This window comes from Streptomyces sp. 3330 (assembly GCF_031456635.1).
GTDB lineage: Bacteria > Actinomycetota > Actinomycetes > Streptomycetales > Streptomycetaceae > Streptomyces.
Genome location: NZ_JAVDVA010000020.1, coordinates 62116 through 88008, shown reverse-complemented (window position 1 = coordinate 88008; position 25893 = coordinate 62116). Strand labels below are relative to the sequence as shown.

The window sequence follows — 25893 nt, the reverse complement described above, 5'->3', positions numbered from 1 at the left end:
ATGATTCCGTTTCCGATTTTCGCGCGGTTCGCGGGGATCCACCGCAAGCGCGGAAGTATCCCGCTACGCGTTGTTCATGGATTTCCCGGATCCCTGCGCGACGGCCGAGGCGGCGGCCCGGCGCCGCTCGCGACGGCCGTCCCGTGTCGTCATCCTCACGAGGTGACGGGGCCGTCGGGGCGCGCGGGCCGGACCGTGACGAGTCGGGTGAGGCCCGACACCGTCAGGACCCGTTCGAGCAGTGGACCGGCGATGAGTTCGATGCGGTCCGCGTGGGCGAACAGGACGTTGAGCCCCGCGCTGTCGAGGTACTCCACCTCCGTCAGATCGACGACGACCGGCCCCGGTACGCCGTCGATCGCGGCGGCGAGGGTGCCGCTGTTGCTCATGTCGATCTCGCCCGCGGCGGTCAGCAGGACACCGCCGTCGGAGTCCGTGCCGTGCGTGACAGTCAGCTGGGTGGGCATCACAGGATCCTCGTGTGCATCTCGACGGTGGTGCCCGACGGGCCGGGGCTGATGGTCACATGGCTCGACAGAGCCTTCATGATGCCGATCCCCCGGCCGCGGTGGGGCGTGGCGGCCGGATCGCCGGGCTTCCAAGTTCCGCTGTCCGCCACGATCACCCGGACGGTGTCGGCGGAGGCGTCGGCGTGCAGCCGGATGGTTCCGTCCGGGGAGGCGCGGTGGCCGTGCTCCACGGCGTTGGCGCAGGCCTCACCGGCGGCGATCAGCACGTCCTGCGCGGTGCGCGGCGGCAGGTCGCACCGGCTGAGCCACTCGCGCAGGGTGTGACGCGCGACGGCGAGCCGGCCGGACTCCGCCGGGAACGAGAACCGCAGCGGGCCCGGATGCCGGTAGAGCAGGAGGGCGACATCGTCGTCGTAGCCCCCGGTGGGGGCCAGTTCGGACATGACCAGGTCGGCCAGCTCACGGGCGGCCAGGTCGCGGCCGGCCCGCAGCACCTCGCCGGCCCGGCCGATCCCCGCGTCCAGTGACTGCCGTCGACGCTCGACCAGGCCGTCGGTGTAGACCAGGAGCGAAGAGCGGGCCGGGATCCGGCAGACGTGCTCGGGGCGCTCGTGGGAGGGGCGGATGCCCAGGGGGAGCGCGTTGGCGCTCTCGAGCAGGCGGGTGCCGCCGTCGGGCAGCGCGAGGACGCTCGGCGGGTGACCGGCGCTGGAGTAGGTCAGGCTTCCCGTCCGCGGGTCGAGCACGCCGCAGAAGACGGTCGTGCACATGGCCCCGGGGATGCCCTTGGCGAAGTGGTCGAGGGCCATGAGCGTGCCGGCGGGGCCGAGATCCTGGAGGAACAGAGCCCGGCAGGCACTGCGCAGCTGGCCCATCACGGTCGCCGCCTGCAGACCGCGTCCTACGCAGTCCCCGACCACGATGCCGATCCGGTCGCCCGGCAGGGCGATGACGTCGTACCAGTCGCCGCCGATCTCCAGCGGCGGGGTGGCGGGCTCGTAGCGCGCGGCGAAGCCCTCGGGCAGGAGGGAGGGACCGAGGATGGCGCGTTGGAGGGCGAGAGCGGTCTCGCGCTGCTGGTCGATCTGGTGGGCACGGGTGAGTGCCTGGGCCAGATGGCCGCCGAGCAGCGCCAGCAGCAGTTCGTCCTCGCGGCTGAAGCGGCGCGCCGGCTCCAGCTCGATCCACAGCGCCATGGGCCCCTCGGGGTGTTCGAGGAGGATCCCGGCCCCGCCCTCGCCGACCGTGGGCGTGAGGAGGGGGTGGTTCCGGAGGTCGACGAGGGCCCGCTGCCGCTCCGCCGGGAGGTCCTGCCAGGCCAGCGCGCGGGTGGCGGTGAGCTGCGGGTCGCCGTCCGCGGTGAACACCGCCGACAGGACGTGTTCGGCGTCCCACAGCTCCCGGAGCCGGTCCAGCGCCGCGGTGAGCGCCTGGTGCATGCCGACGGTCTCGGCGAGCCGGGTGCTGAGAGAGGCGAGTGCGCTCTCGCGCTGGATGGCATGCCGTTCGGCCGTGATGTCGCGGAACGTTCCCACGATCATCCGGCGGCCGCTGTCGGGATCGCGGGCGTCGTTGAAGGCGGCCCTGACGTACAGCCGGTGTCCGTCCCGGTGAGTGAGGGGGAGGGTGTGGTTGCCGCGTCCATGGGTGAGCAGATGGGCGAAGGTGTCCGCCACCGTGCGGTGGGCCGCGGGGTCGGCCGTGGCGTCCGGCCACCAGGGGTGGTCCGGCGGGTAGGGCAACCCCTCGGGGCCGTGGCCCAGCATGGTGGCGAACGCCGCGTTCACCTCCAGGACGGTGCCGGTGTCGTCCATGACGAGCAGGGCTTCCTGGAGCGAGTCCACCAGGGCGGCGCGCCACCGCACATGGTGGGTGCGCAGGCGTGCCAGTTCCACGTTGGCCCGCACCCGGGCCAGCAGCTCGGCCGCGGCGAAGGGCTTGACGAGGTAGTCGTCCGCGCCCGCCGACAGCCCCTCGATGGACGCCTCCTGGCCCGCCCGCGCGGAGAGCAGCAGCACGGGGACCGAGACCGTCCGGGTGTCCGATCGCAGGGCGCCGACCAGGGTGAGGCCGTCCATCAGCGGCATCATCACATCGCTGACTATCAGGTCCGGAGCCTCGGCGCGGGCGGCGGCCAGGGCCGCCAGACCGTCGTTCACCGCGTGGGTCCGGTAACCGGCGCCCGTGAGGATGCGGACCAGGTACTCGCGCATGTCGGCGTTGTCGTCGGCGACCAGGACGCGCGCGCTCACGGCCGGTCCGGCGGAAGGGGCGGAAGGGGACGAGGCGTCGGTCGCGGCCTTGTCCCGCACGGCCGTGCCGCCGGCGGCGGGGAGCCAGCGCAGGGCTTCCTGCACGTAGGGGACGGCGGCGGCCGAAGCGGACCGGCTCCCGGACGCCTCGTGGACGGCGTCCTCGGGCAGATGCGCGGACCCGAACGGCAGCCGGACGGTGAAACGCGTGCCCCGGTCCGGGGCACTGTCCGCCGTGATGGTGCCGCCGTGCAGCAGGACCAGCTCCCGCACGAGGGCCAGGCCGATGCCGCTGCCCTCGTGGGAACGGGCACGGACGCCGCTGATGCGGTGGAAGCGCTCGAACAGGTGCGGCATCTCGTCCGCGGCGATGCCGACGCCGGTGTCGGAGACCGTCACCACCGCCCGGTCGCCTTCCGCGCGGACCGTGACGCCGAGGGAACCCTCGAAGGTGAACTTGAGCGCGTTGCTCAGCAGGTTCAGCATCACCTTCTCCCACATGTCCCGGTCGACGTGGACCGGCCGGTCCAGCGGGGGGCAGTCGACGACGAGCTCGAGACCGGCCCGGTCGACGGCGGACCGGAAGACGCTGGCGAGTTCGGCGGTCAGCGCGGCCAGGTCCACCGGTTCGTAGCACGCCTGGACACGGCCCGCCTCGATGCGCGAGAAGTCGAGGAGGGTGTTGACCAGCTTCCCCAGGCGCAGCGCGTTGCGGTGGATCACCTCCAGTTCCTCCCGGACCTCGGCGTCGGCGTCCGCGAGGTGCCCGCGCAACTCCTCGACCGGTCCGGAGATCAGCGCGAGCGGGGTGCGGAACTCATGGCTGATGTTGGAGAAGAACGTGGTCTTGGCCCGGTCGAGTTCGGCCAGCTCCTCCGCTCGCTGCTGCTGCGCCCGGTAACTGCGGGCGGACGCGATCCCCGCGGCGAGATAGCCGGCGACGAGTTCGACGAATCCCCGGTGCTCCTCGTCGAGCGCGCGGTATCTGTTCAGCGCGGCGACGAGGAAGCCGTAGGGCGCGCCGCCCGGTTGCACCAGGGGCACGACCAGCGCCTGCTCGGGCGGCTGGGCCCAGGCACCGGTAGGCAGTTCCCCGATGACGTCGGCGTCCAGCGGCACGCACACGGACTCGCCGTCCGCGAGGGCCGCCACGGGCCACGGACCGGAGTCCTTCGGCGACAGCAGCTCCGCGGCGGCCGGCCGGCCCGCCGGCCATCCCGTCGCGCCGGCCAGCCGGGCGCCGTCCTCGTGCAGGAGATAGGTGAGCGTGAACGGCAGGTCCGCGAGGTTGCGTTCCAGCTGACGGCCGAGGAAGGCGAGCGTCTCCGCCTCCGTACGCAGGACGCTGGGGTCGGAGCCCAGGTCGCGCAGGGTCGCCATCCGGCGCGCGCCCACGACGCGCTGGGTCTCCTCGCTGACGACGCACAGCATGCCCACCACGGCGCCCGCGTCGTCCCGCAGCGGACTGTAGGAGAACGTGTGGTAGGTCTCCTCACGGTATCCGGAGCGTTCCAGGAACAGCAGCAGCGCCTCGTCCCAGGTCGACTCGCCCGAGGCGAGGACGTGGTCGATACGCGGGCTGACGTCGGACCAGATCTCCGACCAGACCTCGCGGGCCGGGCGCCCCAGTGCCCATGGGTATTTGCGCCCCAGCGTGTTGCGGCGATAGGCGGCGTTGCAGAAGAACGTGAGATCCGGGCCCCAGGCCATCCACATCGAGAACCGCGACGACAGCAGGATGCGCACCGCCGTCAGCAGGCTCTGCGACCAGTCGGCCGGCGGCCCGAGCGGGGTGGAGGCCCAGTCGACGCCCGCGAGATCGCCGCCGATGTCGGGATCGGCGGCGAAGGCCTCGGCCCAGTGGGCTCTGCTCGGATCGTTCACACCACTGTCCGCGTATGCCACCGGATACCCGCTTCCGCTTCTCGTCTGGGATCGACCCGCAAGCCCGCACGTCACCGCACCGAAGCCGTGCCGACTTCCCCGCCGGTCCTTTTCGCCACTACCGCACGCTTGTCCGCCAGGGACGCCGACAAATCTATTCCGCCGACTCCGCTCATCCGGATGCATCGCCGTTTCCGGTCGGGGTCCGTTCGCTCAACGCCCCGCGGGGCACGCTCCGCAGTGATCCGGTCACGGTCCGGCGCATCGCGGGCGCAGCCGGAGCGGCCCACCTGGACCAGGCTGCCGCGGCCTTCGAGCGCTCCTTGCTCCTGGACCCCGCCAACTGGTCCCTCCATCTGGACCTGGCGGACGTGCGGGCCGAGCAGGGCGACTTCGCCGCGGCCGCGAGCCTCGCCGAACAGGGCCTTGAGCACGGACCTCACGAGGTCTCCCTGCGCGCGGCCGGCGCCGCCTACCGCACACGCGCTTCCGGATGCCCCGACGACCTGAGAGCCCTGATCGCCCTGGCGCCGGAGGTCGCGAACACCACCTACCGGAACCTGCTGATCGACTACGCGTGCGCACGGCCCGAGCTGCCCCAAAGACTCGTCGCCCAGGCCCGCCGCATCCGAACGGACTGAAGGGGCGGTCGTGCCGACCGGTGGCGGTTGTGCCGACCGGTGGCGAGGGACGCCCGGTTCCACGTCACATGCGTCGCCCGACACCGCCTAGGTCGCGAGGGTCCGCCGCCGTGCGTGCGCCGCGGACAGCTCCGCCGCCGCTCGGCGGGCACGTTCGGCGAGATGGGGCGAGCCCCACGCGAGGGCGGTGCGTTCGGCCAGCGCGTAGTTCTCGGCCGCGGCCTGTTCCTCGCCGAGCAGCCGGTACAGGTCGGCGAGGGCGTGGCCGAGGGGCCGGGTCGCGTAGACCGCGCCGGCCGCCCCGGCCAGCTGGAGCCGCAGCGGCAGCAGATGCCCGACCAGCGCCGAGGCGGTGTCCCGGTCCCGGTGGAGGACCGCGAGCCGGGCGCGGAAATCGAGCTCCATGCCGTAGAGATGGTCGGTGACGGGCTCCGCGGGGAAGTCGACGGCGCGCGCCTCGTCGAACCTGCCGAGGCCGGCCAGGACGAGAGCGAGCGCCACCCCGACCGGGGCCCCGACGGCGTCGTACACACCGCGCATCACCGGCTCGATCTCGGCGGTACGGCCCTGGGCGAGCCGGATGGTGGTCAGTCCCAGCGTCCGCAGGCCCTGGGCATGGTGGGCCCCGACACGCTGCAACAGGTCGTCGGCCTCGGCGTACCAGGACTCCGCCTCCTCGAAGCGGCCCGCGACACTCGCCAGCATGGCCGAGGTCGCGGCGTTGATGCCCTGCGCCCACACCATCCGGTAGCGGTGCGCGAGCACCAGGCCCTGCGCGTTGTGGCGGCGTACCGCGGCCGGGTCGTTGAGCGTCGCGGCGGTCATGGCGTCGAGGTGCTGGCACACCCAGCGGTAGGCCGGGAGGTCGTGCGCACGGGCGAGTTCACGCAGTTCGGCGACCAGCGGAGGCCGTGCGTCACCCGGCGCCTCGTGCGGGAGCAGCTTGGCCGACGTCATCAACGCGGCGGCCAGCAGCCGCGGTTCGCCGTTCGCGCGGGCGAGCCGCAGCTGCGTGCGCGCCGCCTCCAGGGCCCGCGGCGGATCCTCCGCGGCCACCGCGTCCACGAGCGCCTGGAGCACACCCGCGCGGGCGGCGTCGTCCAGGGCCGGATCCGACGCCAGCTCCTCCAGACGGGCCAGCAGCGCGGGATCGTAGGAGCCGCCCAGCCTGCTGTGCCACGGCGAGGGTTCGATCCAGGCCCCGAAGGCCGCCGCGACCAGGTCGCCCCGGTCGGCCTGCTCGGCCAGTTCGACGGCCCGCCGCCGGGTGCGCCGGGCCGCGTCCGTCGACCCTCCCCGCACCTGCGCGCCGAGCAGCCGCACCAACAGGCCGACCGAGCGGTCGGGTTGCGCGTCGAGACCACCCGAGGCGGCGGCGTGCACCTCGATCGCCTGCTGGATCAGCCCTACGGCGATGTCATGGGCGTAGCGCCGCTCGGCGACCTCGGCCGCTCGCAGCGCGTAGCCGACGGCCAGAGGCGCGTCCGCGGGGTTGCCCGCGTGCGTGAAGTGGTGCGCCAGGGCGGCGAAGTCGTCGGGGCGATGGCGGCGCAGGACCCGGGCGATGCGCGCGTGCAGGCGCGCACGCCGCACGCCGGACAGGTCGGTGTACACGGTGTCACGGACCAGCGCGTGCACGAACCGGACGCGACCGGGTCCGGGCGCGGTCAGCAGATCCGCGGCCAGGGCGGCGTCCAGTCCCTCCAGCATCTCGTCCTCGGCCGTGCCGGCCGCGTCGACCAGCACGGACACATCGGCCTCCAGCCCCACGGCGGCGGCCAGGCGCACAGCGGACCGGGCGGCGGCGGGCAGCAGAGCCAGCCGTCTGCGCAGGACATCGCGGACGCCCTGGGGAACCTCCGAGATCGCCACCAGCGCGCCCTCGCTCGCCAGCAGGCGCGCGCTCTCCAGGACGTAGAACGGATTGCCGCCGGTCCGTTCGGCGAGCGCCGTCACCGTCGCCGCGTCCACGGACTCGCCGCAGACGGTGTCGACCATCGTGGCGACGTCCCGCGGCGACAGGCCGCGCAGCGCGATGCGGTGCGGCGCGCCCGGGGCGAGCTGGGCGAGCGTCTTGACCAGGTGCTCACCCACCTCGGCCGGACGGTAGCTGGCGACGGTGAGCAGAGGCACGTCCGTGACCGCGGCCGCCGCTTCGAGCAGGGCGAGCGTCTCACTGTCGGCGCGGTGCAGATCCTCCAGGACGACGGCCAGCGGCGACTCGGCGGCCGCGGCCCGCAGCCAGGCGGCCAGCGCGCGGTGCATCCGGAACCGCCCCGCGGTCGCCTCGTCCGGGCTCGTCGCGGGCACGCTCTCCGGCTTGCGCAGCAGCGCCGCCAGTTCCTCGGGCCGCGCCGGCGGCACATCGCGGGCCAGCGTGCCGAGCGCCTCCACCCACGCCCAGGCGGGCGGCGCGCCCTCGTACTCCGGACAGTGCCCGACCACCACCCGCCAGCCACCGGAGCGCAGCCGGTCCTCGACCCGGCCGAGCAGAGCGGACTTGCCCGCACCCGCCTCGCCGGTGACCAGCAGCACGCCGCCGCTCCGCCGTGCGTCCCGTGCGGCGGCGTCCACGGTGAGCAGCTCGCTGTCTCTGCCGACGAACAGGTTCTGCCCGGCCCGTGGCGGCTCCGCGACGTCGGAGTCCGGCCCGGTCACCGACTGCCCGGTCACCGACTGCCCGGACGCGGGCACGGTCACGGGCGGCGCGACATCCGGACCGGAGACGGACGCGCGCAGCACGTCGAGCCGCTGCGCGAGCACGGCCTGCTCCAGCTCCGCCAGCATCGGACCGGGATCGCAGCCGAGTTCCTCACGCAGCGCCCCCGCGGCGCGGCGCAGCGAGGAGAGCGCGTCGGTCTGCCGACCGCAGGCCCAGTGAGCGAGGACCAGCAGCCGCCACCCCTCCTCCCGCAACGGCTGCTCCCCGACGAGGAGTTCGGCCGCCAGCGCCGCCTCCGCAGCCCGCCCCGTCCGCAGATCGGCCGCCACGGCGAGTTCGCGGGCCTCGGTACGCAGCTCCGTCAGGAAGGCCACCTCCGACGCCGCCCACTCCTCGTCCGCGTGCTCCGCGAAGGCCGGCCCCCGCCACCACCCGAGCGCCTCGGCCAGCAGCCCCCGGGCCTCCTCGGCCGAGGCGCGACGCGCGCGGTTCACCCGCTCCTCGAAACACCAGGCGTCCACGGCGTGCCGGGGCAGCCGCAGCGCGTAGCCCGGGGGAGCGGTGACCAGCACGGTCGCCGGGGCGCGCGCGGGGCGCCCCGGCTCGAGCGAACGGCGCAGGTTCGACACATAGGCCTGCAGGGACACGGTGGCCTTGGCCGGCGGCGCTCCCCGCCACAGCTCCTCCGCCATCCGCTCGACCGGCACGACACTGCCACGAGCGGCTGTCAGCAGCGCCAGGACAGCCCGCTGCCGCGGAGTACCCAGTTCGACCGGCCTACCCCCGACATCGGCGCCCAGCGGACCCAGGACTCGAATGTGCAGCACGGCGCGGGAATCTACCCGAGTGGCCGCTCCGGTCCGTCAACAGACGATAAACACGATGCTCAGCCGCCCCAAGTGACGCTCCAAGCAGACGCCAAGAAGGCGGCGGACCCTGGGAGGCTGTTGCCGAAAATCCGATCGCTGGAGCCAGCAAGCGTGTCCCCCGACAGCACCATCGACGAACTTCCCACCGCATACCGTCCGTACACCCACGAGATGGTCGTGGTCCACCGGGTCTTCCGCCGCGAGTCGGCGCTTCTCCCTCGGCTGGTGCGCGCCGTGCCCGACGGCGGCACGACGCGCGCGACAAGGGTCGCGGAACACCTGCGTGAATACCTCGAAGGCCTGCACAGCCACCACTCCCTGGAGGACGAGCTGATCTGGCCGCTCCTGCGCGAGCGCGCCCAGGACGCCGCTCTCGTCGTCCGCATGGAGGAGCAGCACGAGCGCATCGACCGGAGCCTCGAAGCCGTCACCCAGTGGATACCCGCCTGGGAACCGGCGGCCGACCCCATCGCCGGCGAGGAACTGGCGCTGGCCCTCGACGAGCACCGCACCGCGCTGCTCGAACACCTCGACGACGAGGAGCGACTGGTCCTTCCGCTGATCGCCGAGCACCTGACGGTCGCCGAATGGGACCTGGTCGGCCGGCGCGGACTGGAGCGGGTCCCCAAGGACAAGCTGCTGTTCGCCCTCGGCGCGCTGCTCGAGGACGCCACCCCACCGGAGCGCGCCTCCTTCCTCGGCAGGGCCCCGCTGATCGGTCGTCTGCTGTGGAAGGCCGTCGGCCGGCGCCAGTACGCCACACCCTGCCGCGCCCTGCGCGCCCCCCTGGACGGGGGAGCAGCTCGGTGACCGTCCTCGACTCCGCTCCGCACGCGGTCCTCGACGCCTACCGCACCTGCGAGTTCGTCACGCTCGGCCGGGACGGCACGCCGGCGGCCTGGCCCACGGCCGTGCGACGCCGCGAGGACGGCACGCTCCTGCTGACCACGTCCCTGGCCTTCGCGCGAAAGGCCCTCAACGTACGCCGGGACGGACGCGTCGCCCTGCTCTTCTCCGATCCCACCGGCAGCGGCCTCGACCACGCCCCGCAGATCTTCGTCGCCGGACGGGCCGAGTGCCCCGACCAGATCATGACGGGGCCGCAGGGCGCCGAGGACTACTGGCGCATGCTCTTCGAGCGGCAGCCGCACAGCCGCTCGTACACAACCGCTCCGATGCGGCGGCTGATGGACTGGTACTACCTGCGCCTGCTGATCACCGTGACTCCCGACCAGGTGATCGTACGGCCGCCGCTCGCACCTCCACCGCTGCCCGAGCTCCCCGGCCCGCGCGGAGGGAACCCGTTGCCCGGAGCCGACCGGCTCGCCGGCTTTCCGAGCGCGGTCCTGTCCGCCCGCGACTCGTCCGGTGCGCCTGTTCTCGCGCGGACCCGGCCGGTACCCACGGACGACGGCTTCGCCGTGGAGATCCCGTCCGACTGCGCCGCCACGCCGGGTCCCGCGTCCCTGCTGGTGCACCGGCACGACGACCGGCTCAACCACATGGACAACGCGCTCGTCCGCGGTGAACTGCGGGCGAGCGGCGACGGCTGGCTGCTGACGCCCGCCAAGGTGGTGGAGCCGATGGGTTCGGGACGTCCGACCGACGCGGTGCGGGTCCTGCGCCGGACGAAACGCAGCACCAGCCGCTACCTGGAACAGCGCGGTCTGCAACGGCCACGGGTGCAGTGGGACGCGTTCCGGGCGCTCGCGGCGTCGGCACGGCAGCGTGACGATGCCTGACCGGCCCTACCCGACAAGCTGACCGGCGGACGGTGCTGTGCGGTCGACCGGGTGAGGGGGAGAGAGCTGGTTCCGGCGCCGAGGAGCGCCCGACCCCCACCCGGTCGAACACCGCCGGCACACCGACGGCACCTGTGCCCGGGCCGGCCGCCTCGGGCCGACGGGCTGTCGGTCCGTCGGCCCGCCGACCGGTCCGCCCGTCTCCGAGCGCGGCCGAACCGACTGACCGGTGCGGCCCGGCCGATCGCCGACTGCCCGACCGCACACGAACCCCTCGACTCCATCATCGGAAGGACGCCATGACGGCAGACCCCGGCGAGCGCACGGCCGACGCCGCCGACGCCGCCCGGCACGAGCACGCCTCGGCAGACCTCGGGACCGCCTCATCAGACCTCGGTACCGACACAGGGCCCGGGGCGCCCGGAGCTTCCGCCGGGGCAGGCGAAGCCGATCCGACGCAAGCCGCCGGGCCGCGCCCGTCCCTGCCCGGGCGGAGCATGTTCGCCGGACACGCCGGGGTGCCCCGGCGCAGTGCGATGACACAGGCGCGGATGGCCGCCGTGCGGGTCGTGGAGCCCGACCGTGCGGAGCGGCCCGATCCGGACGCGGGGCCGACGGCCCACGGTCCCGGGATCGATCTCGGCGTCCGCCCCCGTCGAGAGCGAGAGCACGAGTTCGAGTTCGAGTTCGCGTCCGCCCACGTGTCCACGAACGGCGATCTCCTCGTCACGCAGACCGAGGCCCCCGCGTCCGGGACCGGCACCCGGAGCGGGTGGCGCCGCCATCGCAGAGGCGTACTGGCCGGTGCGGCCGTCGGGGGCGCGATCCTGATCGCCGTGCCCTTCCTGGTCAGTGCCGCCGGCGACGAGGCCGGCGAACGAGGCTCGGCGTCCGGAGTCACCGCGGACGGCGGTCCCGGCGACGAGGGAACCGGTGGCGCCCACGGCGTGGTCGGCCCGGCGTCCCCCGCGGCGGACGCCACGTCGCATCTGACGGGCGTCGGCGCCGCTGGGAAGACGGGCGGCAAGGGCGTCGACGGGGCGGGCGAGGGCGTCGGCCAGAAGGACGGCGACGGGGACCCGTCCTCGTCGAAGTCGACGGACACGACCGGGTCGTCGACCTCCGGCACGTCCTCGTCCGGCCAGGCATCGACCGGAACCGGCGCGTCCACGACGGTGTCCGGAGTGTCGATCCGGAGCTACGCCTCGGGCAAGTGCATCGACGTGAGCGGCGGCGCGTCCAAGGACGGCGTGCCCCTGGACATCCGCGACTGCGCGTCGTCCGCCCGGATGAGCTGGACCTTCGAGGCGGACGGCACCGTACGGGCGCTGGGCCGGTGCATGGACGTCGCCTGGGGGTCGACGGCCGACGGCGCCAGGGTCCAGCTCGCGGACTGCACCGGTGATCCCGCCCAGCAGTTCCGGCTCAACGACGCCCACGACCTCGTCAACCGGCAGGCCGACAAGTGCGTGGACGTGACGGACGCCGGCACCGCCGACGGCACGGGGCTCCAGATCTGGGACTGCACGGGGGGCGACAACCAGAAGTGGAGCAGGAATTGATGTGATGCAGGAGTCGGGAAGGACCGCCGGGCAGGTATTTCGAGGATGAACTCCCTTTGCCCTCAGGTAGGTTCGGGCGCGACCAGTCGTTCGAGGAGAGGAACCTGCCGTGCGCACGCCCTACCGTCGTCCACGGTGGCGGCTACGCCGTGGCGAAGGACTGGAACCTGTCCATCGCGGAGGGCACCACCCTGCAGATCCGCGCCTGCCTGCAGGACACCTCCAGCGGAACCCCGTACAGCTGTGGCGGCTGGGAGTACGCCCGGGCCTGACCCCGGGTAGGCGGCGAGGGGGCGGGCCCGGAGGCTCGCCCCCTCGCCGTCGCAGGGTGCTCGGCCTGCCGCCGTCGAGCACACCGGTTCGTCAGGCGCACCGGTGCGTCGGCCACACTGGTGCGTCGCCTTCGCACGCGTCAGAGAGGACGCGCGCGGACGCCGCCCGTGAACTCACGGGCGGCGTCACGGATGGCGCCTCGGTGTCGTCGGGCTACTCGACCTTGGCCCAGTCGAGCGTGCGCTCCACCGCCTTCTTCCAGCCCGCGTAGCCTTCCGCGCGCTGGTCCTCGGACCACTGGGGCTCCCAGCGCTTCGACTCCTGCCAGTGGGTGCGCAGTTCGTCGGTGTCGCGCCAGAATCCGGTGGCCAGACCCGCCGCGTACGCGGCGCCGAGCGCGGTGGTCTCGGCCACCACCGGACGGCTGACCGGTACGCCGAGGACGTCGGCCTGGATCTGCATGCACAGGTCGTTGGCCGTGACACCGCCGTCGACCTTGAGCACGTCGAGGTGGACTCCGGAGTCCTGCTCCATGGCCTCGACCACGTCGCGGCTCTGGTAGCAGATGGACTCCAGGGTCGCCCGGGCCAGGTGACCGTTGTCGTTGTAGCGGGCCAGACCGACGATCGCGCCGCGGGCGTCGGAGCGCCAGTACGGAGCGAACAGGCCCGAGAAGGCGGGAACGAAGTACATCCCGCCGTTGTCCTCGACGCTGCGCGCCAGTGTCTCGCTCTCCGCCGCCTCCTTGATGATCTTCATCTGGTCGCGCAGCCACTGCACCGCCGAACCGGTGACGGCGATGGAGCCCTCCAGGGCGTAGATCGCCGGACTGTCGCCGAACTGGTAGGCCACGGTCGTGAGCAGACCGTGCTGCGAACGGACCAGTTCCGTACCGGTGTTGAGGACCAGGAAGTTGCCCGTGCCGTAGGTGTTCTTGGCCTCGCCCGGCGCGTAGCACACCTGACCCACCGTGGCCGCCTGCTGGTCGCCGAGCACCCCGGTGATGGGGATGGCGGCACGCAGCGGCCGGGAGGAGCGGGTCACGCCGAACGCCTCGCGGTGGGAGGACGGGCTGATGGTGGGCAGCATCTGCCGGGGGATGTCGAAGAAGCCCAGCAGTTCGTCGTCCCAGTCGAGGGTCTCCAGGTTCATCAGCATGGTGCGGCTGGCGTTGGTCACGTCGGTGGCGTGGACACCGCCGTCCGGCCCGCCGGTCAGGTTCCACAGGACCCAGGCGTCCGTGTTGCCGAACAGGGCGTGGCCCTGCTCCGCCGCCTGGCGGACGCCGTCGACGTTCTCCAGGATCCACTGGATCTTGCCGCCGGAGAAGTAGGTCGCCGGCGGCAGTCCCGCCTTGCGGCGGATGACGTCGCCCTGGCCCGAGCGTTCCAGGGCCGCCGCGATCGAGTCGGTACGGGTGTCCTGCCAGACGATGGCGTTGTAGTACGGACGTCCGTTGCGCGGGTCCCACACGACGGTGGTCTCCCGCTGGTTGGTGATGCCGATCGCGGCCAGATCCTCGGGGGAGAGGTTGCCGTGGCGCAGCGCGTTCTGCATCACCGAGTTGGTGCGCTCCCAGATCTCCACTGGGTCGTGCTCGACCCACCCGGAGCGCGGAAGGATCTGGGCGTGCTCCAGCTGGTGCTTCGCCACCTCGTTGCCGGAGTGGTCGAAGATCATGAATCGGGTGCTGGTGGTGCCTTGGTCCACCGCGCCCACGAAATCAGCCATGGGTTGCCGCCTCTGCTGTGGGGGTCATTCCTCGGGGGCCGGAACTCGGCCGGGAGGCTCCGGCTCCGCCGTCGGCAGGAACCGTCCGATGAAGGCCTTGTAGAGGCCCGCACCGAGCAGGCCGCCGACCAGGGGACCGATGATCGGCACCCAGAAGTAGAGATTCCCGTACTGATCTCGCCATGCTGTGCCGTAGCCCGTGAAGAAGCTGGCCAATCGGGGTCCGAAGTCACGTGCCGGGTTGATCGCGTACCCCGCGTTGGTGCCCCAGGCCATGCCGATGGCCACGACGATCAGGCCGACGATGAACGGTGCCAGATTGGCGCCCGGCGGTGTGTTCAGCAGGTCCGTGACGGCCAGGATCAGCAGCAGCAGGATGGCCGTGCCGATGACCTGGTCACGGAAGGCGCCCCACTCGTGGACCGGCAGGTTCGGATTGCCGTTGGCGGGGAGGGTGGAGAACACGCCTTGTGTCTTGATGGTGTGTCCGGGGTCGGCCTTCGCCAGCGCTTCGGTGTAGTTCCACCGCACGATGAGGGCCGCCACGAAGGCTCCGGCGGTCTGGGCCAGCGCGTAGGGCGCGACCTTGCTCCACGGGAAGCCCTTGAACGTGGCCAGGGCGACCGTGACCGCCGGATTGAGATGGGCGCCGCTCAGTCGCGCCGCGACGTAGACACCCAGGGTGACGCCGAGGCCCCAGGCCCAGGCGATGCTGTCGTGGTTTCCCAGTCCTCCCGGGGGCGTCGTGAGTGCTCCACCGGCGACCACCTGGGCCACCACGCCACAGCCGAAGAGGATGAGAATCATGGTGCCGGCGAACTCGGCCGACAGTTCGCCGACCAACCCCGACCTTTTCAATCGCTCAGCCATGGAAGCCCGCTTCCCGCCGGCGTCGAGCCGGCCCGTCGAGTGCTCGAGCTCTCCCGGACAACAGCATAGAGCGATCATGTACTAAGCGCACAAATAGGGCATTTTCTTACCTTTCCTCTTGTGGGGGTGTCGCGGATGGCGGCTCCTTCGGTTGCGCACCGTCCGTCGCCGGTAGGCGCTGCGTAATCGAGCCGTGTCGGCTGTTCCCTCCTGGGTCGAGTCGCCGACTCACCGAACGGCGACTTGGCGACTCAGCGACTTACCGACACTCGGACGGCCGACCCGCCTCCTCGTCGAGGTCGCCGAAGTCTGCGACGGCGGTGGTTCACGGCTCCGAAAGCGACAGCGACCGCGCCCTGCGATCACGTTCGGACTCCAGATGGCTTTTTGACGGCGAACTTTGACAAGTCGCGACGAAAAATCTCCGAACGTGCCCATCCGGCCTGCCGACGGCCGCCGCTGCCTAGCGTTGGCCCGATGCTGAAGGTCTTTCTCGTCAACGTCCTTCCGGTGGTCATCGCGGTGATCGCCATCGCCGTGCCCACCTGGCTCGGTATACGGCAGACCCGCCTCAGCCGGCATGCGAACAACATCCAGGCCATGATCAATCTTCTCGCCGAGTTCCGGTCGGCGTCGTTCCACGACCAGCACGACTACGTCTGCGCCCGACTCGGGCAGGAGCATGCCCCGAGCGGTGGGGTGAGCGGGCTTCCGCACGACGCCAAGGAGGCCTTCTGCAATGTCGTGTACTACTACCAGTCCCTCGCCAACCTGACCGTCTTCGGGATCGTCGACCAGGAACTGTTCCTGCCCCTCCTGCGGTACCGCATCGTCACCGTCTGGCAGGCGGCCCGTCCCTACGTGGAACGCGAACGCGAACTGCGGGGAAGCGACGGCTCCTATCTGTCGGCGTTCGAGGAACTCGCCCACCGGACCGCCGAGCTGCCGCACACGTATCTCCACGACCGCATCGCCGACAGCAGGCCCAGCCGACGGCGCTGGACACGGCGTCGCCGCTGGGGTCGCTCACGCCGGACGGCCTGAGCGGCAGGACCGGCGAGGGGCGAAACGGCGGCGCCGTCCAGCGGAGCCGTCGCCGTGCCTGCGGCGTGGAGTCCGGCCCGGATCGATGGGCCGGCGGTCGATGGGCCGGCGGTCGATGGGCTGGTCGGAGCCCCGTCGGGGCTCCGAGATCCGGCTGCGGCGCGCGCCGGCCGTCCGCCGTGATCCGCGAGTGGGAGCGGTTGTCACAGCGGCCTTGTACGCTGCGAGCCCTCCACGACCAGCTCACCCGGAAGGCGTGATGTGGCCCGCAGACGTCGACCTCTTGCAGATCCTCTGGTGTCCCAACGAACACTGGGATCCTCCGGCGGGGCAAGCCGACGTCAGCCCCGTTCTCGCCGTGCGATGGCGTCGGGCCGCCGACGTGACCAGCCGTCAGACGACCGCGCCGGCGCCCTCGCGGTACGACGAGGACGGCTATCTGCCCCAGACATGCGCCGTCACCGTCGAGCACGTCACCGACTTCCCCTTCCGTGAGGAACTGCCTGCGGAACTGCGTCCGAGGCTTGAGGAACTGGTCCGCGAGACCGGTGACGGCGGTGACGTCATCACCCGCCTCGCCGGCTGGAAACTCGGCGGCTGGCCGACATGGCACCTGACCCACCCCGCGGCCTTCACCTGCGGCGACTGCGGCACACCCATGTCCCTCCTGTTCACGGTGGCAGGCGACGACACGACGGGGGTCGTCGTCGGCCGCTGGGGAGACCTGCGCATCTTCACCTGCCCGGCCGACCACCGCCACGCCTTCCAGGTGGACCTGCACTGACCTCGGGCTCAGCCCGCCTACCGGCCCCTGCCTGCGAGTGTGACACCGAACCGGGTCTGCCCAGGCGGCTTCACGCTGTGTGACGAACAGTCAGACATTGCCCGATAAAGTTCAGTTACCTTTGGAAAAAAGGGAGATGTGATGACTACGGTGACGGGATGACTACGGTAACGGCGGGAAGTGCAGCGGTTCAGCGTCTTCGGCTGCGGACGGAGCTGCGGGAGGCGCGGCTGTCGGCTGGGCTGACGCAACGTCAAGTGGCCGATGAGATGGAGTGGTCGCCCAGCAAGCTCATCCGCATCGAAGCCGGAGAAGTCGGCATCACCGCCAACGACCTGCGCCTGCTGCTGGTCTTCTATCGGGTTGACGACCCCGCGTACGTGGAGCGCTTGCTCGAGTTCGCCCGCGGCAGTCGGAAGATGCCCTTCACGGAGTACCGGGACATCTACCACAAGGACTTCCTGGACTTCCTTGCCATGGAAGCCTCCGCCTGGATCAACCGCACCTTCCAGTCCGTGGTGCTGCCCGGCCTGCTCCAGACGGAGGAGTACGCGGCCGCCGTCATCCGGGCCTTCTCGCCGGACGAATCGACGGCCCAGGTCTCCCGCATGGTCGAGGCCCGGATGTTGCGCCAGGACGTGCTCGACATCGCAGGGGAAGCCCAGTTCTTCTTCATCCTGGACGAATCAGTGATCCGCCGTCAGGTCGGGGGCGCCACAACGATGCGCGCCCAGCTACGCCAGCTCGCCGCCCTGGCCACGCGTCCGAACGTCCATCTGATGGTGCTGCCTTTCAGCCTCGGCGCACACGCGGCCTCCGCCGGTCCTTTCACCCTCTTCGAGTTCAAGGAGGACGTACCGGCCTGCCTCTACCTGGAAAATCCGCGCGGCAACGCCACCGTCAGTACCGGCCCAGACGACATAGCCAACTCCATCGATCTCTTCCAGGACCTGGAAACGAAGGTCATCAGGGACGATGTGTCGAAGATCCTCCTGCGCATCGCCGACGGCCTGGGAACCACTCCGGCCGACCTGACCCCTTCGTCCTAGAACAGGACCGCCGTCCTGGCGTCGTTCCGAAAAGTGAGAGACGGATATCGCAGACGGATCGCCTTTGCGGCCGGCGCGTGACTGCACCGCGGCACGAGGGTGGATCCGTCCCGCAGGGGCCGTCCATGGAGTTCTCGGCTGCAGGACAGGGCTCTGCAGCTCGCGGCCCACTGGCGAGCGAACGCGGCAACGCGGTAGCTCGCCTCGCTTCACGGCGCGTTCAAAGCCCGGAGACAGGGCAGTCCAAGACGGCTCCGACGCCCTGAGCACACCTGCGCGCCGCCGTCGCCCTGGTCGAAGGTGCCGTCCCGGGTGGCCGCCTCGCGTCCGTGAGGAGCTTCTCCTGGGCGAGACCTCGGCTGGGGGTGCGCGGCCGGTCGGGGGTGTTCGGGTCGCCGCGGGGGGCCACGGGACCCCGGGACCGCTCGTGCGTGACCGGGTATTGGTGACTTGGGAGTTCGGATCGGGAAGCGCAGGATCTTGTCCTGAAAGTGATCGCGTCCGGCGCTGAATTCGATGGTTGAGCGCCTCGGGTCGCGGTTGCCACTCGTCCCGAGTAAAGGACACGATTCCATGGACGCTCGAAATCCCCGGCCCCCTATGTGCTTCATGAACGGTGGCCACGACTCGTCGACGGTCCGGGACACCGCATGACCTCCGCGGAATTCGGCGGGATGACCGTCCATGCGGCCGCGACTCCTGGTGCCGAGGTCATCGAGGGATTGCGGGCCTGGGCGATTCCCGGCAGGCCCGCGGAGTTTCCGTACTCCCTCGTTCTCGGGCATCTGCGGTCGGTCGGCAAGCACTTCCTGGAGGCCGAACTGCTCGTTCTGTTGGACGAGATACGCCGATCGGTGGCCGAGTCCGAGGGCCGCGACCGGCCGTCCTTCCTGCACAGGTTCCTCGACGTGGTGCTCGACAAGCACGACGACCGCTACGACTACCCCAGTTACACCGCCCTGTCCCTGCTGACGCGGCCCGCGCCGGCCGACCGGCACGAGGCGCTCCGTGCCCGCGACGACCTGGTGTTGCTTCTGCTCGCCGATCTCGTACGGTTCGAGGGGCGGGCGTCGACGGGCACCCCGGACGTGCCGCACGACATGCCGCCGACGCCCGAACTGGTCGCCAAGCGCGCCAGGTTGGCCGTGCGGGTCATGGAGCCCGCGGCCCTGCGCGCGCTGCCGTCGGGCGTCGTGGACGCCGCCGCAGTCGCCGCGGTCCCCGGACGCACCCCCAGCGGTCCGCTGGCCGCGGAGATCCTGCGAGCCGCCGCACCGGAGCAGGCCCTGGCGCTGTCGGCCAGTGTGCAGCCGGTGTACGTCCTCCACGACGAGTACCTTTTCCTGCGCACCCTCCAGTCGTTCGAGACCACGTTCACCTTCATGTCGTCCGCCCTCGGCCTGGCGGTGCGTCGGCTCGACGACGACCGGCCGCGGGAGTCCGCGGACCTCGTCGGCGCGGTGGCCGACGTCCTCAAGGAATCGCTGCCCCTGTTCTCCCTGCTGGCGACCATGCGGCCCGAGGCCTTCCAGACCTTCCGGACCTTCACCGAAGGCGCCAGTGCCATCCAGTCCGCAGGCTACAAGACCTTCGAGTCGCTGTGCTCCACGCCGGGCCTCGCCCGGCTCGCCTCGTCCGCCTACACCTCCGTGCCCCCGGTACGCGAGCGGGTGCTGAACGGACAGCCCACCGTCCAGGGCACCTGGCACGCGCTGATCACCGCGCACCGGCTGGACCCGGCGGACGACGCCGCGCTCAGGGCGGCGGCGGACCGGCTGGAATCGGTGCACCAGCGCTGGAAGCAGACCCACTACCGCCTGGCCGTACGCATGATCGGCGAACGCTCCGGCACCGGCTACACCCAGGGCGTGCCCTACCTCGCGGCGGTCCTCGACAACCGGCTGTTCCCGGCCCCGGACCGGCACGGCGCCCTCGTCGGCTGAGCCGGCTCCCCGCGCCGCGCTCGCCCAGACCCCCGCGCCCCACCACCCCCTCACCGCGCGCCCCACGACCCCCTCGCCGCACGATCCCCCGCCGGAGGCGTCCACCACGATGAGCAAGCAAGCACAGCCCGGCAGGCCGGGAACCGCCCGCCGGACGATGAACCCCGAAGAGCAGAACCGCCTGTTCGTGTACGAGTACGACCGGGGCAGCAACTACGAAGAGGACACCCGGCTCACCGCCGCCCTGTCGGCCCTGCTGCCGGAGGACGGACTCGTCCACCCGGACCAGAGGCTGTTCCAGACAGTGCACCTGATCACCGAGTACGCGTGGTGCGAGATGCACTACGAGATGCGCCGTGCCGCCGGGAGACTGCGTGTGCGCGACTACCTGCTCGCCGCCCAACTCCTGGAACGGGCCGCCGCGATGGGCGACGTGGCGGTCCGGGCGCTCCAGGTGCTGCTGGACTTCCTGCCGCAGGAGAGCCTGCTGCTGATGCGCGAGACCTTTCCGGAGAACACCACCGGTCTCGACTCGCCGGGCGCCCGCAACCTGCGCAGGGCGGCCACCGCGCTGTGGCAGGAGACGGAAGCCGCCCTCGACCGTGAGGGGATCGGCGGGCGGGAGCTCATCACGGCGCAGGGCCGCGCCGAGACGCCGGCCCGCGAGGACCGGGCACCCGACCTCGCCCTCGTACGGCAGGCGCTGCTGCGTCTGGACGGGGCGGTCGCCGCCTGGAAGCACCATCACCTGCGGCTGGTGTGGTCCCAGCTCGGCGGTCACCCCGAGACCGCCCCGGCGGCCGGTCCCGACACCCGCGAGGACCTGCCCAGGAGTCTGCGCGGCCAGTCCACGGCGGGTGTCCGCGCCATGGCCGAGCGAAGCCTCTTCCCACGGCTGTGGGACTCGGTGGACGACACCTACCGGGCGCTCGTGCCCGACGGACAGACCCCTGCCTGAACAGACCCCGTCCTGGACAGACCCCGCCCTGAGCGGACCGCCGTCTGGACCGGCCCCGCCTGAGCGGACCTCGGCCCGAGCGGACACCGCCCGTGAGGAGATCTGCCCGGGCAGGCACCCACCCCAGCACACACCCACCCCAGCACACACCCACCCCAGCACACACCCACCCGAGCAGACACCCCCGGACAGCGAGTGCGCGCCGGAGCGGATGCGCGCCGGTCCATCGTGCGATGCGGCCGGGACGAGGAACGGCCGGGACGACGAACCGCCCGGACGATACGGAAGGACACGACAGCCGTGACGGCGACCGAATCCGACACACGCGGCACCGGTGAGCTCACCGAACGGGTGCGCACGGCCTGGGCCGACGCGCTCGGACACGACGAATTCACCGACCAGGACCACTTCTTCCAGGTCGGCGGCCACTCCCTGGGCGCCCTCCAGGTGGTCAGGGACCTGGGCGCGGACCTGGGCCGGAAGATCCCGGTGCGGGTCCTCTTCCGCAACCCCACGGTGGGCGGGCTGGCGCAGGCGCTCGCGGCCGAATCGCCGGAGGCGCTCGCGTGAGCGGCCACGCGGCGGGGCTGCCGGTCTCGGCCGCCCAGACGGAGATCTGGCTCGCGGACCGCTGCGAGCCGGAGTCGGGGCGCTACAACGTGCCGGTGGCCCTGGAGTTCCTCGGTGAACTCGACGAACGGGCCCTGCGACGGGCCCTGTCCGACCTGCCGGCTCGCCGCCCCGAGCTGGCCGGCCGTTTCGACGCCGAGGACGGAGACCTCCGCTTCCGGCCGGAGCCGACGGCGCCGCTTCCCCTGAGCGTCGTACGGCACTCCGGTTCCTGCCGCTCCGCCACCGCGCGGGGGGAGGCGGTTCGGGCGGCCCAGCGCCCCCTGGACCCGAGCGCCGCGCCGCTGCTGCGTGCGGAGGTGCTGCTCCACGACGACGGCGCCCTGGTCGTGCTGACGGTGCATCACATCGTCGCTGACGGCCGCACCTTGGACGTCATCGCGGGTGACGTACTCGCCGCATACCGCGTCCACGCCGACTCCAACGCCGATTCCACAACCGGTGTCACGGCCGTTTCGGCACCCCGTTCCACGGCTGAGTCCGCCGCCGGTTCTCCCGCCGCCCCCGCCTCCACCGCCGCTCCCGTCCGACCGTCGCGCCCCGCCGCGGCAGCTGTCGCCGTGGAGGCCGCACGGGGCACGGAAGCCGCGGACGCCGAGCGCGCGGCGGCCCCCTACTGGCGGGACCTGCTCGCCGACGACCCCGTCACCCTCGGCCCGCTGCCCGATCTGGTCCGCGGCGAGCAGCAGCTGCGGGGCGGCGCCGGCTGGACCGAGCGCACCCTGTCCGCGGAACGCCTCACCGCCGTGCGGGACATGGCCGTCGGGCATGCCGTGTCGCCCGCCGTCGCGCTGCTGGCCGCGTGGAGCCTGCTGCTGCACGCCTGGTCCGGTGAGCGGGACGGCGTCCTGGGCATGCCGTTCGCCGGCCGCGACGCACCCGGCGCCGAGGACGCGGTGGGTCTGTTCACCCGGGTGCTGCCGGTCCGCAGCCGTATGGCCGCCGACGAGGAGTTCGGCGCGTACGCCCGGCGGCTGGGCGAGCAGGTGCTCGACTCCATGGAGGCGCTCGCCGACGACGGACCGCCGACCCCGGCGGCCACGCCCGCGTACCGGGCGGTGTTCCTGCACCAGCCCCGGACCGGCGGCGCCCACGAGGTGCCCGGAGCCGTCGTGCGCGTGGTGCACCTGGACACCGCCTCGGCGAAGTACGACCTCGCCCTGGCCGCGCTCGAGTACACCGACCGGCTGGTGCTGCGAGTCGACTACGACACCGGCCTGTACACCGAGGACTCCGCCGCCTTGATGGCCCGGCAGCTCGACGCACTGCTGTCCGCCGCCGGCCGCCCCGGCGTCCGTTGCGGTGCGCTGCTCGCCGCACTGGCCGACACGCCCCCGGCCGACGGCCCGGCGGCGCCCGCCGAGCATCCCGAAGGGCACTCCGCCGCGCGACCGAGCGTGCCCGGCCTGGTCCTGCGCGAGGCCCGCCGCGCCCCGGACGCCGTCGCCGTCGTGCACGGCGAACACACCCTCACCTACCGCTCGCTGACCGAAGAGGCCGCGCGCGCCGCGCACTGGCTCCGGTCCGAAGCGGGGGTGCGCGACGGTGACCTGGTGGCTCTGGCGCTGCGGCCCGGCACGCACACGATCACCGCGATGCTGGCCGTCGCCCTGGCCGGGGCCGCCTGTCTGCCGCTCGACCCCGACCACCCCGACGCCCGGCTGCGACTGGTCCTGGACGACGCCCGGCCCCGGCTGCTCATCGCCGAGTCGGCCGACGCCGGCGGGGCCCCGGACGGCCTGCCCGTCCACACCCCGTGGGACATCGCCCGCGCGGCCGCGGCCCTGCCCGCCACACCGCCCGACGTCGACATCCGCCCGGAGAGCGTGTTCAACGTCCTCTACACCTCCGGCTCCACCGGTCGCCCCAAGGGCGTCCTGCTGCACCACGGCGGTGTGGTGCGCCTGATGCACCGCCCGGACTTCCTCCCCCTCGGCCCCGACGACACCGTCTCGCACCTGTCCCCGCTCAACTTCGACGGCGCGACCTACGAGATCTGGGGCGCCCTCACGCACGGCGCCCGGCTGGCCGTCCTCGACAAGGAACTCGTCCTCGACCCGCCGGCCCTGCGCACGGCCGTCCGCGACCTGGGGGTGACCACCCTGCTGGTCACCACTCCGCTGCTCAACCGCATCATCGAGGACGCGCCCGACCTGCTCCAGACGCTGCGACGGGTGTACTTCGGCGGCGAGCTGGTCTCCGTGCCGCACCTGCGCAAGGCGCTGCGCTGGGCCCGCCCGGGGACGCTGCTGCACAGCTACGGCCCCACGGAGAACTCCTTCACCGCCACCTGGTGCCCCGTCGAGGAGGTGGCCGAGAGGGCCCGCACCCTGTCCATCGGCGCACCGGTGCCCGGCACCCGCGCCCACGTCGTCTTCGAGGACTCGCTCGTCCCCGCGCCGCCGTACATGCCCGGCGAACTCGTCCTCGGCGGCGACGGCGTGGCCCTCGGCTACCTCGGCGACCCCGCCCGCACCGCCGAGCGGTTCTGGGCCGACCCGTTCGGCACCGAGCCAGGCGGTCGCCTCTACCGCACCGGCGACCGGGTGCGGTGGACCGCGGACGGGCGTCTGGAGTTCATCGGCCGGGCCGACAACCAGATCAAGATCAGGAGTCAGCGGGTCGAGCTCGGCGAGGTCGAGTCCGTCCTGCGCGCGCACCCCGACGTCACCGCGGCCTTCGTCACCAGCCGCCGCAACGACCGGGACGAGAAGGAGATCGTCGGCTACGCGGTACTCGCCCGGCCCGGTGCCCGGCCGGAGGTCGTGCGGCACCTGCGGGCGAGCCTGCCGGCCTTCGCCGTCCCCTCCCACCTGCTCGCCCTCGACCGGCTGCCGCTCACCCCGAACGGCAAGATCGACCGCCGGCGTCTGCCCCGCCCCGAGGACACCGACGCGTCGGCGATGCCGTCACCGGCGGCGGCGGACGCCCGAGACGTCGCCGCGCCCGCGTCCGGTCTCGCCGAAGCGGTCCACGGCGCGTGGCGGGAGGTGCTGGGCGAGCGGGCCTTCGGCGTCGACGACAACTTCTTCGACGTGGGCGGGCACTCGCTCCTCCTGGTCCGGCTCCAGGGGGCGCTGCGCCGTGCCACCGGCACCGGGCCGTCCATCGGCGACCTGCTGCGGCACACCACCGTCCGGTCGCAGACCCGGCTGGTCGGCGGCGACCCGGCCGACGGCTCCCGCCCGGCCGGTACCCTCCGCCCGGCCGCCGCGCGCCGCACGGCGCGACCCGTGTCCGGGCCCGACGACGCCGTCGCCGTCGTCGGCATGGGGGCGCGGTTCGCGGGCTCCGCCGACCTGGCCGCCTTCTGGGACAACCTGCGCGCCGGGCGGGACTGCTTCTCCGAGGGGCCCGGCCCGCTCGTCACCGAACTGCCCGGCGGGCAGCGGCGGGTGGCGCGCTGGGGCATGGCCGCCGACGGGGCACGTTACGACGCCGCCCTCCTCGGCTTCAGCGAGGACGACCTGCGGCACGGCGACCCCCAGCAGGGAGTCCTGCACGAGGTGCTCTGGTCGGCCGTGGAGGACGCCTCCCTGCGGCTGTCCGACATCGCCTCGCGCACCAGTCTCTACGCGGGCTGCGCCAAGGTCCTCGACACCGACCCCGAGGCCCGGGTGGACGACGTCGTCAACGCCGACCCCACCTTCGTCGCCTCCCGCTTCGCCTACCTGCACGACCTGTGGGGCGAGGCCCTGATGCTGGACACCGCCTGCTCGACGGGCCTGTACGCGGTCCACCTCGCCTGCCGCAGCCTGCTGACCGGCAGCAGCGACTACGCCCTGGCCGGAGCGGTCTCCCTCGACCCGGCCTCCGACGGCAGCTACCGCTACCGCCCGGGCTTCCTCTACGCCGAGGACGGCATGTGCCGGCCCTTCGACCGGCGCGCCTCCGGAACCGTCGGCGGCTTCGGCGCCGGAGCGGTCCTGCTGCGGCGGCTCGCCGACGCCGAACGCGACGGGGACCCGGTGTACGCGGTGATCCGGGGGAGCGCGGTCAACAACGACGGCAAGGCGCGCATCGGCTACTCCGCACCGGGAGTCGAGGGGCAGTCCCGGGTCATCCGCGACGCCCTGGCCACCGCCGGTGTCGACGGCGCCGACATCGGCTTCGTCGAGGCCCACGGCACCGGGACCCGGCTCGGCGACGCCATCGAGATGACAGCCCTGGCCGACGCCCTCGGGCGGACGGGCCCGCCGGTCGCCGTCGGCTCCGTCAAGGCGTCGATCGGGCACTGCAACACCGCCGCCGGCATCGCCGGACTCATCAAGGCCGTGCTCGCCGTCCACCACGGCCACCTGCCGGCCACGCCGAACGTCGCCGAGCCCATCGACGAACTCGGCGCGGACAGCCGTCTGACCCTCCTGAGCGAGGGCCGCCCCTGGGCAGAGCGGACGGACCGGCCGCGCACGGCCGGCGTCAGCTCCTTCGGCGTGGGCGGCACCAACGCCCACGTGGTGGTGCAGCAGCACCGGGCCGCGTCGGCGGCGCCTTCCCTCCCGCAGCCGGAAAGGGTGTGACCCCGGATG

General features: G+C 72.5%; 17 protein-coding genes. 12 read left to right on the top strand and 5 right to left on the bottom strand.

The window, feature by feature from the left end:
• Positions 1–155: 155 nt before the first annotated feature.
• Both J2X68_RS29095 and J2X68_RS29090 read right to left on the bottom strand, forming a co-directional pair.
• Positions 156–467: an STAS domain-containing protein gene (locus tag J2X68_RS29095; RefSeq protein WP_310435564.1), complete on the bottom strand. Its 312-nt coding sequence runs from the start codon at positions 465–467 to the stop codon at positions 156–158.
• Positions 467–4438, bottom strand: a complete 3972-nt coding sequence (locus tag J2X68_RS29090; protein ID WP_310435632.1) for a SpoIIE family protein phosphatase — start codon at positions 4436–4438, stop codon at positions 467–469. Before J2X68_RS29090 ends, J2X68_RS29095 begins: the two co-directional genes overlap by 1 nt.
• A 491-nt stretch (positions 4439–4929) precedes the next feature.
• On the opposite strand from J2X68_RS29090, the gene J2X68_RS29085 reads away from it, so the two are divergent.
• Positions 4930–5247: a hypothetical protein gene (locus J2X68_RS29085; protein ID WP_310435563.1), complete on the top strand. Its 318-nt coding sequence runs from the start codon at positions 4930–4932 to the stop codon at positions 5245–5247.
• 87 nt (positions 5248–5334) lie between these two features.
• On the opposite strand, the gene J2X68_RS29080 is transcribed toward J2X68_RS29085, so the two are convergent.
• Positions 5335–8736 carry a BTAD domain-containing putative transcriptional regulator gene (locus tag J2X68_RS29080; RefSeq protein WP_310435562.1) on the bottom strand — a complete coding sequence of 1134 codons (3402 nt, stop codon included), beginning with the start codon at positions 8734–8736 and terminating at the stop codon, positions 5335–5337.
• Between the two features lie 153 nt (positions 8737–8889).
• Between J2X68_RS29080 and J2X68_RS29075 the strand changes: the two genes are divergently transcribed.
• From J2X68_RS29075 to J2X68_RS29060, 4 genes are all read left to right on the top strand, one after another.
• Complete coding sequence (locus J2X68_RS29075) at positions 8890–9588, top strand: hemerythrin domain-containing protein (RefSeq protein ID WP_310435561.1); 699 nt, start codon at positions 8890–8892, stop codon at positions 9586–9588.
• Positions 9585–10520, top strand: coding sequence for a pyridoxamine 5'-phosphate oxidase family protein (locus J2X68_RS29070; protein ID WP_310435560.1), 936 nt, complete (start codon positions 9585–9587; stop codon positions 10518–10520). Before J2X68_RS29075 ends, J2X68_RS29070 begins: the two co-directional genes overlap by 4 nt.
• Before the next feature lie 551 nt (positions 10521–11071).
• Positions 11072–12082, top strand: coding sequence for an RICIN domain-containing protein (locus tag J2X68_RS29065; protein ID WP_310435559.1), 1011 nt, complete (start codon positions 11072–11074; stop codon positions 12080–12082).
• A 56-nt stretch (positions 12083–12138) separates the two neighbouring features.
• The gene (locus J2X68_RS29060) at positions 12139–12354 is read left to right on the top strand and encodes a hypothetical protein (RefSeq protein WP_310435558.1); all 216 of its coding nucleotides are present in this window, start codon (positions 12139–12141) and stop codon (positions 12352–12354) included.
• Between the two features lie 214 nt (positions 12355–12568).
• Here J2X68_RS29060 and glpK read toward each other — a convergent pair whose 3' ends face one another.
• On the bottom strand, positions 12569–14086 hold the full coding sequence (gene glpK, locus J2X68_RS29055) for a glycerol kinase GlpK (RefSeq protein WP_310435557.1): 1518 nt from the start codon (positions 14084–14086) through the stop codon (positions 12569–12571).
• A 24-nt stretch (positions 14087–14110) separates the two neighbouring features.
• Complete coding sequence (locus J2X68_RS29050) at positions 14111–14956, bottom strand: MIP/aquaporin family protein (RefSeq protein ID WP_310435556.1); 846 nt, start codon at positions 14954–14956, stop codon at positions 14111–14113.
• Positions 14957–15433: 477 nt separating this feature from the next.
• Between J2X68_RS29050 and J2X68_RS29045 the strand changes: the two genes are divergently transcribed.
• The 7 genes from J2X68_RS29045 (at position 15434) to J2X68_RS29015 (ending at position 25884) form a co-directional block, all read left to right on the top strand.
• The gene (locus tag J2X68_RS29045; RefSeq protein WP_310435555.1) at positions 15434–16000 is read left to right on the top strand and encodes a hypothetical protein; all 567 of its coding nucleotides are present in this window, start codon (positions 15434–15436) and stop codon (positions 15998–16000) included.
• Positions 16001–16382: 382 nt separating this feature from the next.
• Entirely contained in the window at positions 16383–16784 is a 402-nt protein-coding gene (locus J2X68_RS29040; RefSeq protein ID WP_310435554.1) for a hypothetical protein, read from the top strand.
• A gap of 158 nt (positions 16785–16942) precedes the next feature.
• A complete protein-coding gene (locus J2X68_RS29035; protein WP_310435553.1) occupies positions 16943–17833 on the top strand; it encodes a helix-turn-helix transcriptional regulator in 891 nt (296 codons plus the stop codon).
• Positions 17834–18483: 650 nt separating this feature from the next.
• Complete coding sequence (locus J2X68_RS29030; RefSeq protein WP_310435552.1) at positions 18484–19776, top strand: tryptophan 2,3-dioxygenase; 1293 nt, start codon at positions 18484–18486, stop codon at positions 19774–19776.
• A gap of 109 nt (positions 19777–19885) precedes the next feature.
• A complete protein-coding gene (locus tag J2X68_RS29025) occupies positions 19886–20734 on the top strand; it encodes a hypothetical protein (RefSeq protein WP_310435551.1) in 849 nt (282 codons plus the stop codon).
• A gap of 300 nt (positions 20735–21034) precedes the next feature.
• Positions 21035–21304, top strand: a complete 270-nt coding sequence (locus J2X68_RS29020; protein WP_310435550.1) for a phosphopantetheine-binding protein — start codon at positions 21035–21037, stop codon at positions 21302–21304.
• Positions 21301–25884, top strand: coding sequence for a non-ribosomal peptide synthetase (locus tag J2X68_RS29015; protein ID WP_310435549.1), 4584 nt, complete (start codon positions 21301–21303; stop codon positions 25882–25884). The genes J2X68_RS29020 and J2X68_RS29015 overlap by 4 nt, the downstream gene beginning before the upstream one ends.
• Positions 25885–25893 lie beyond the last annotated feature (9 nt).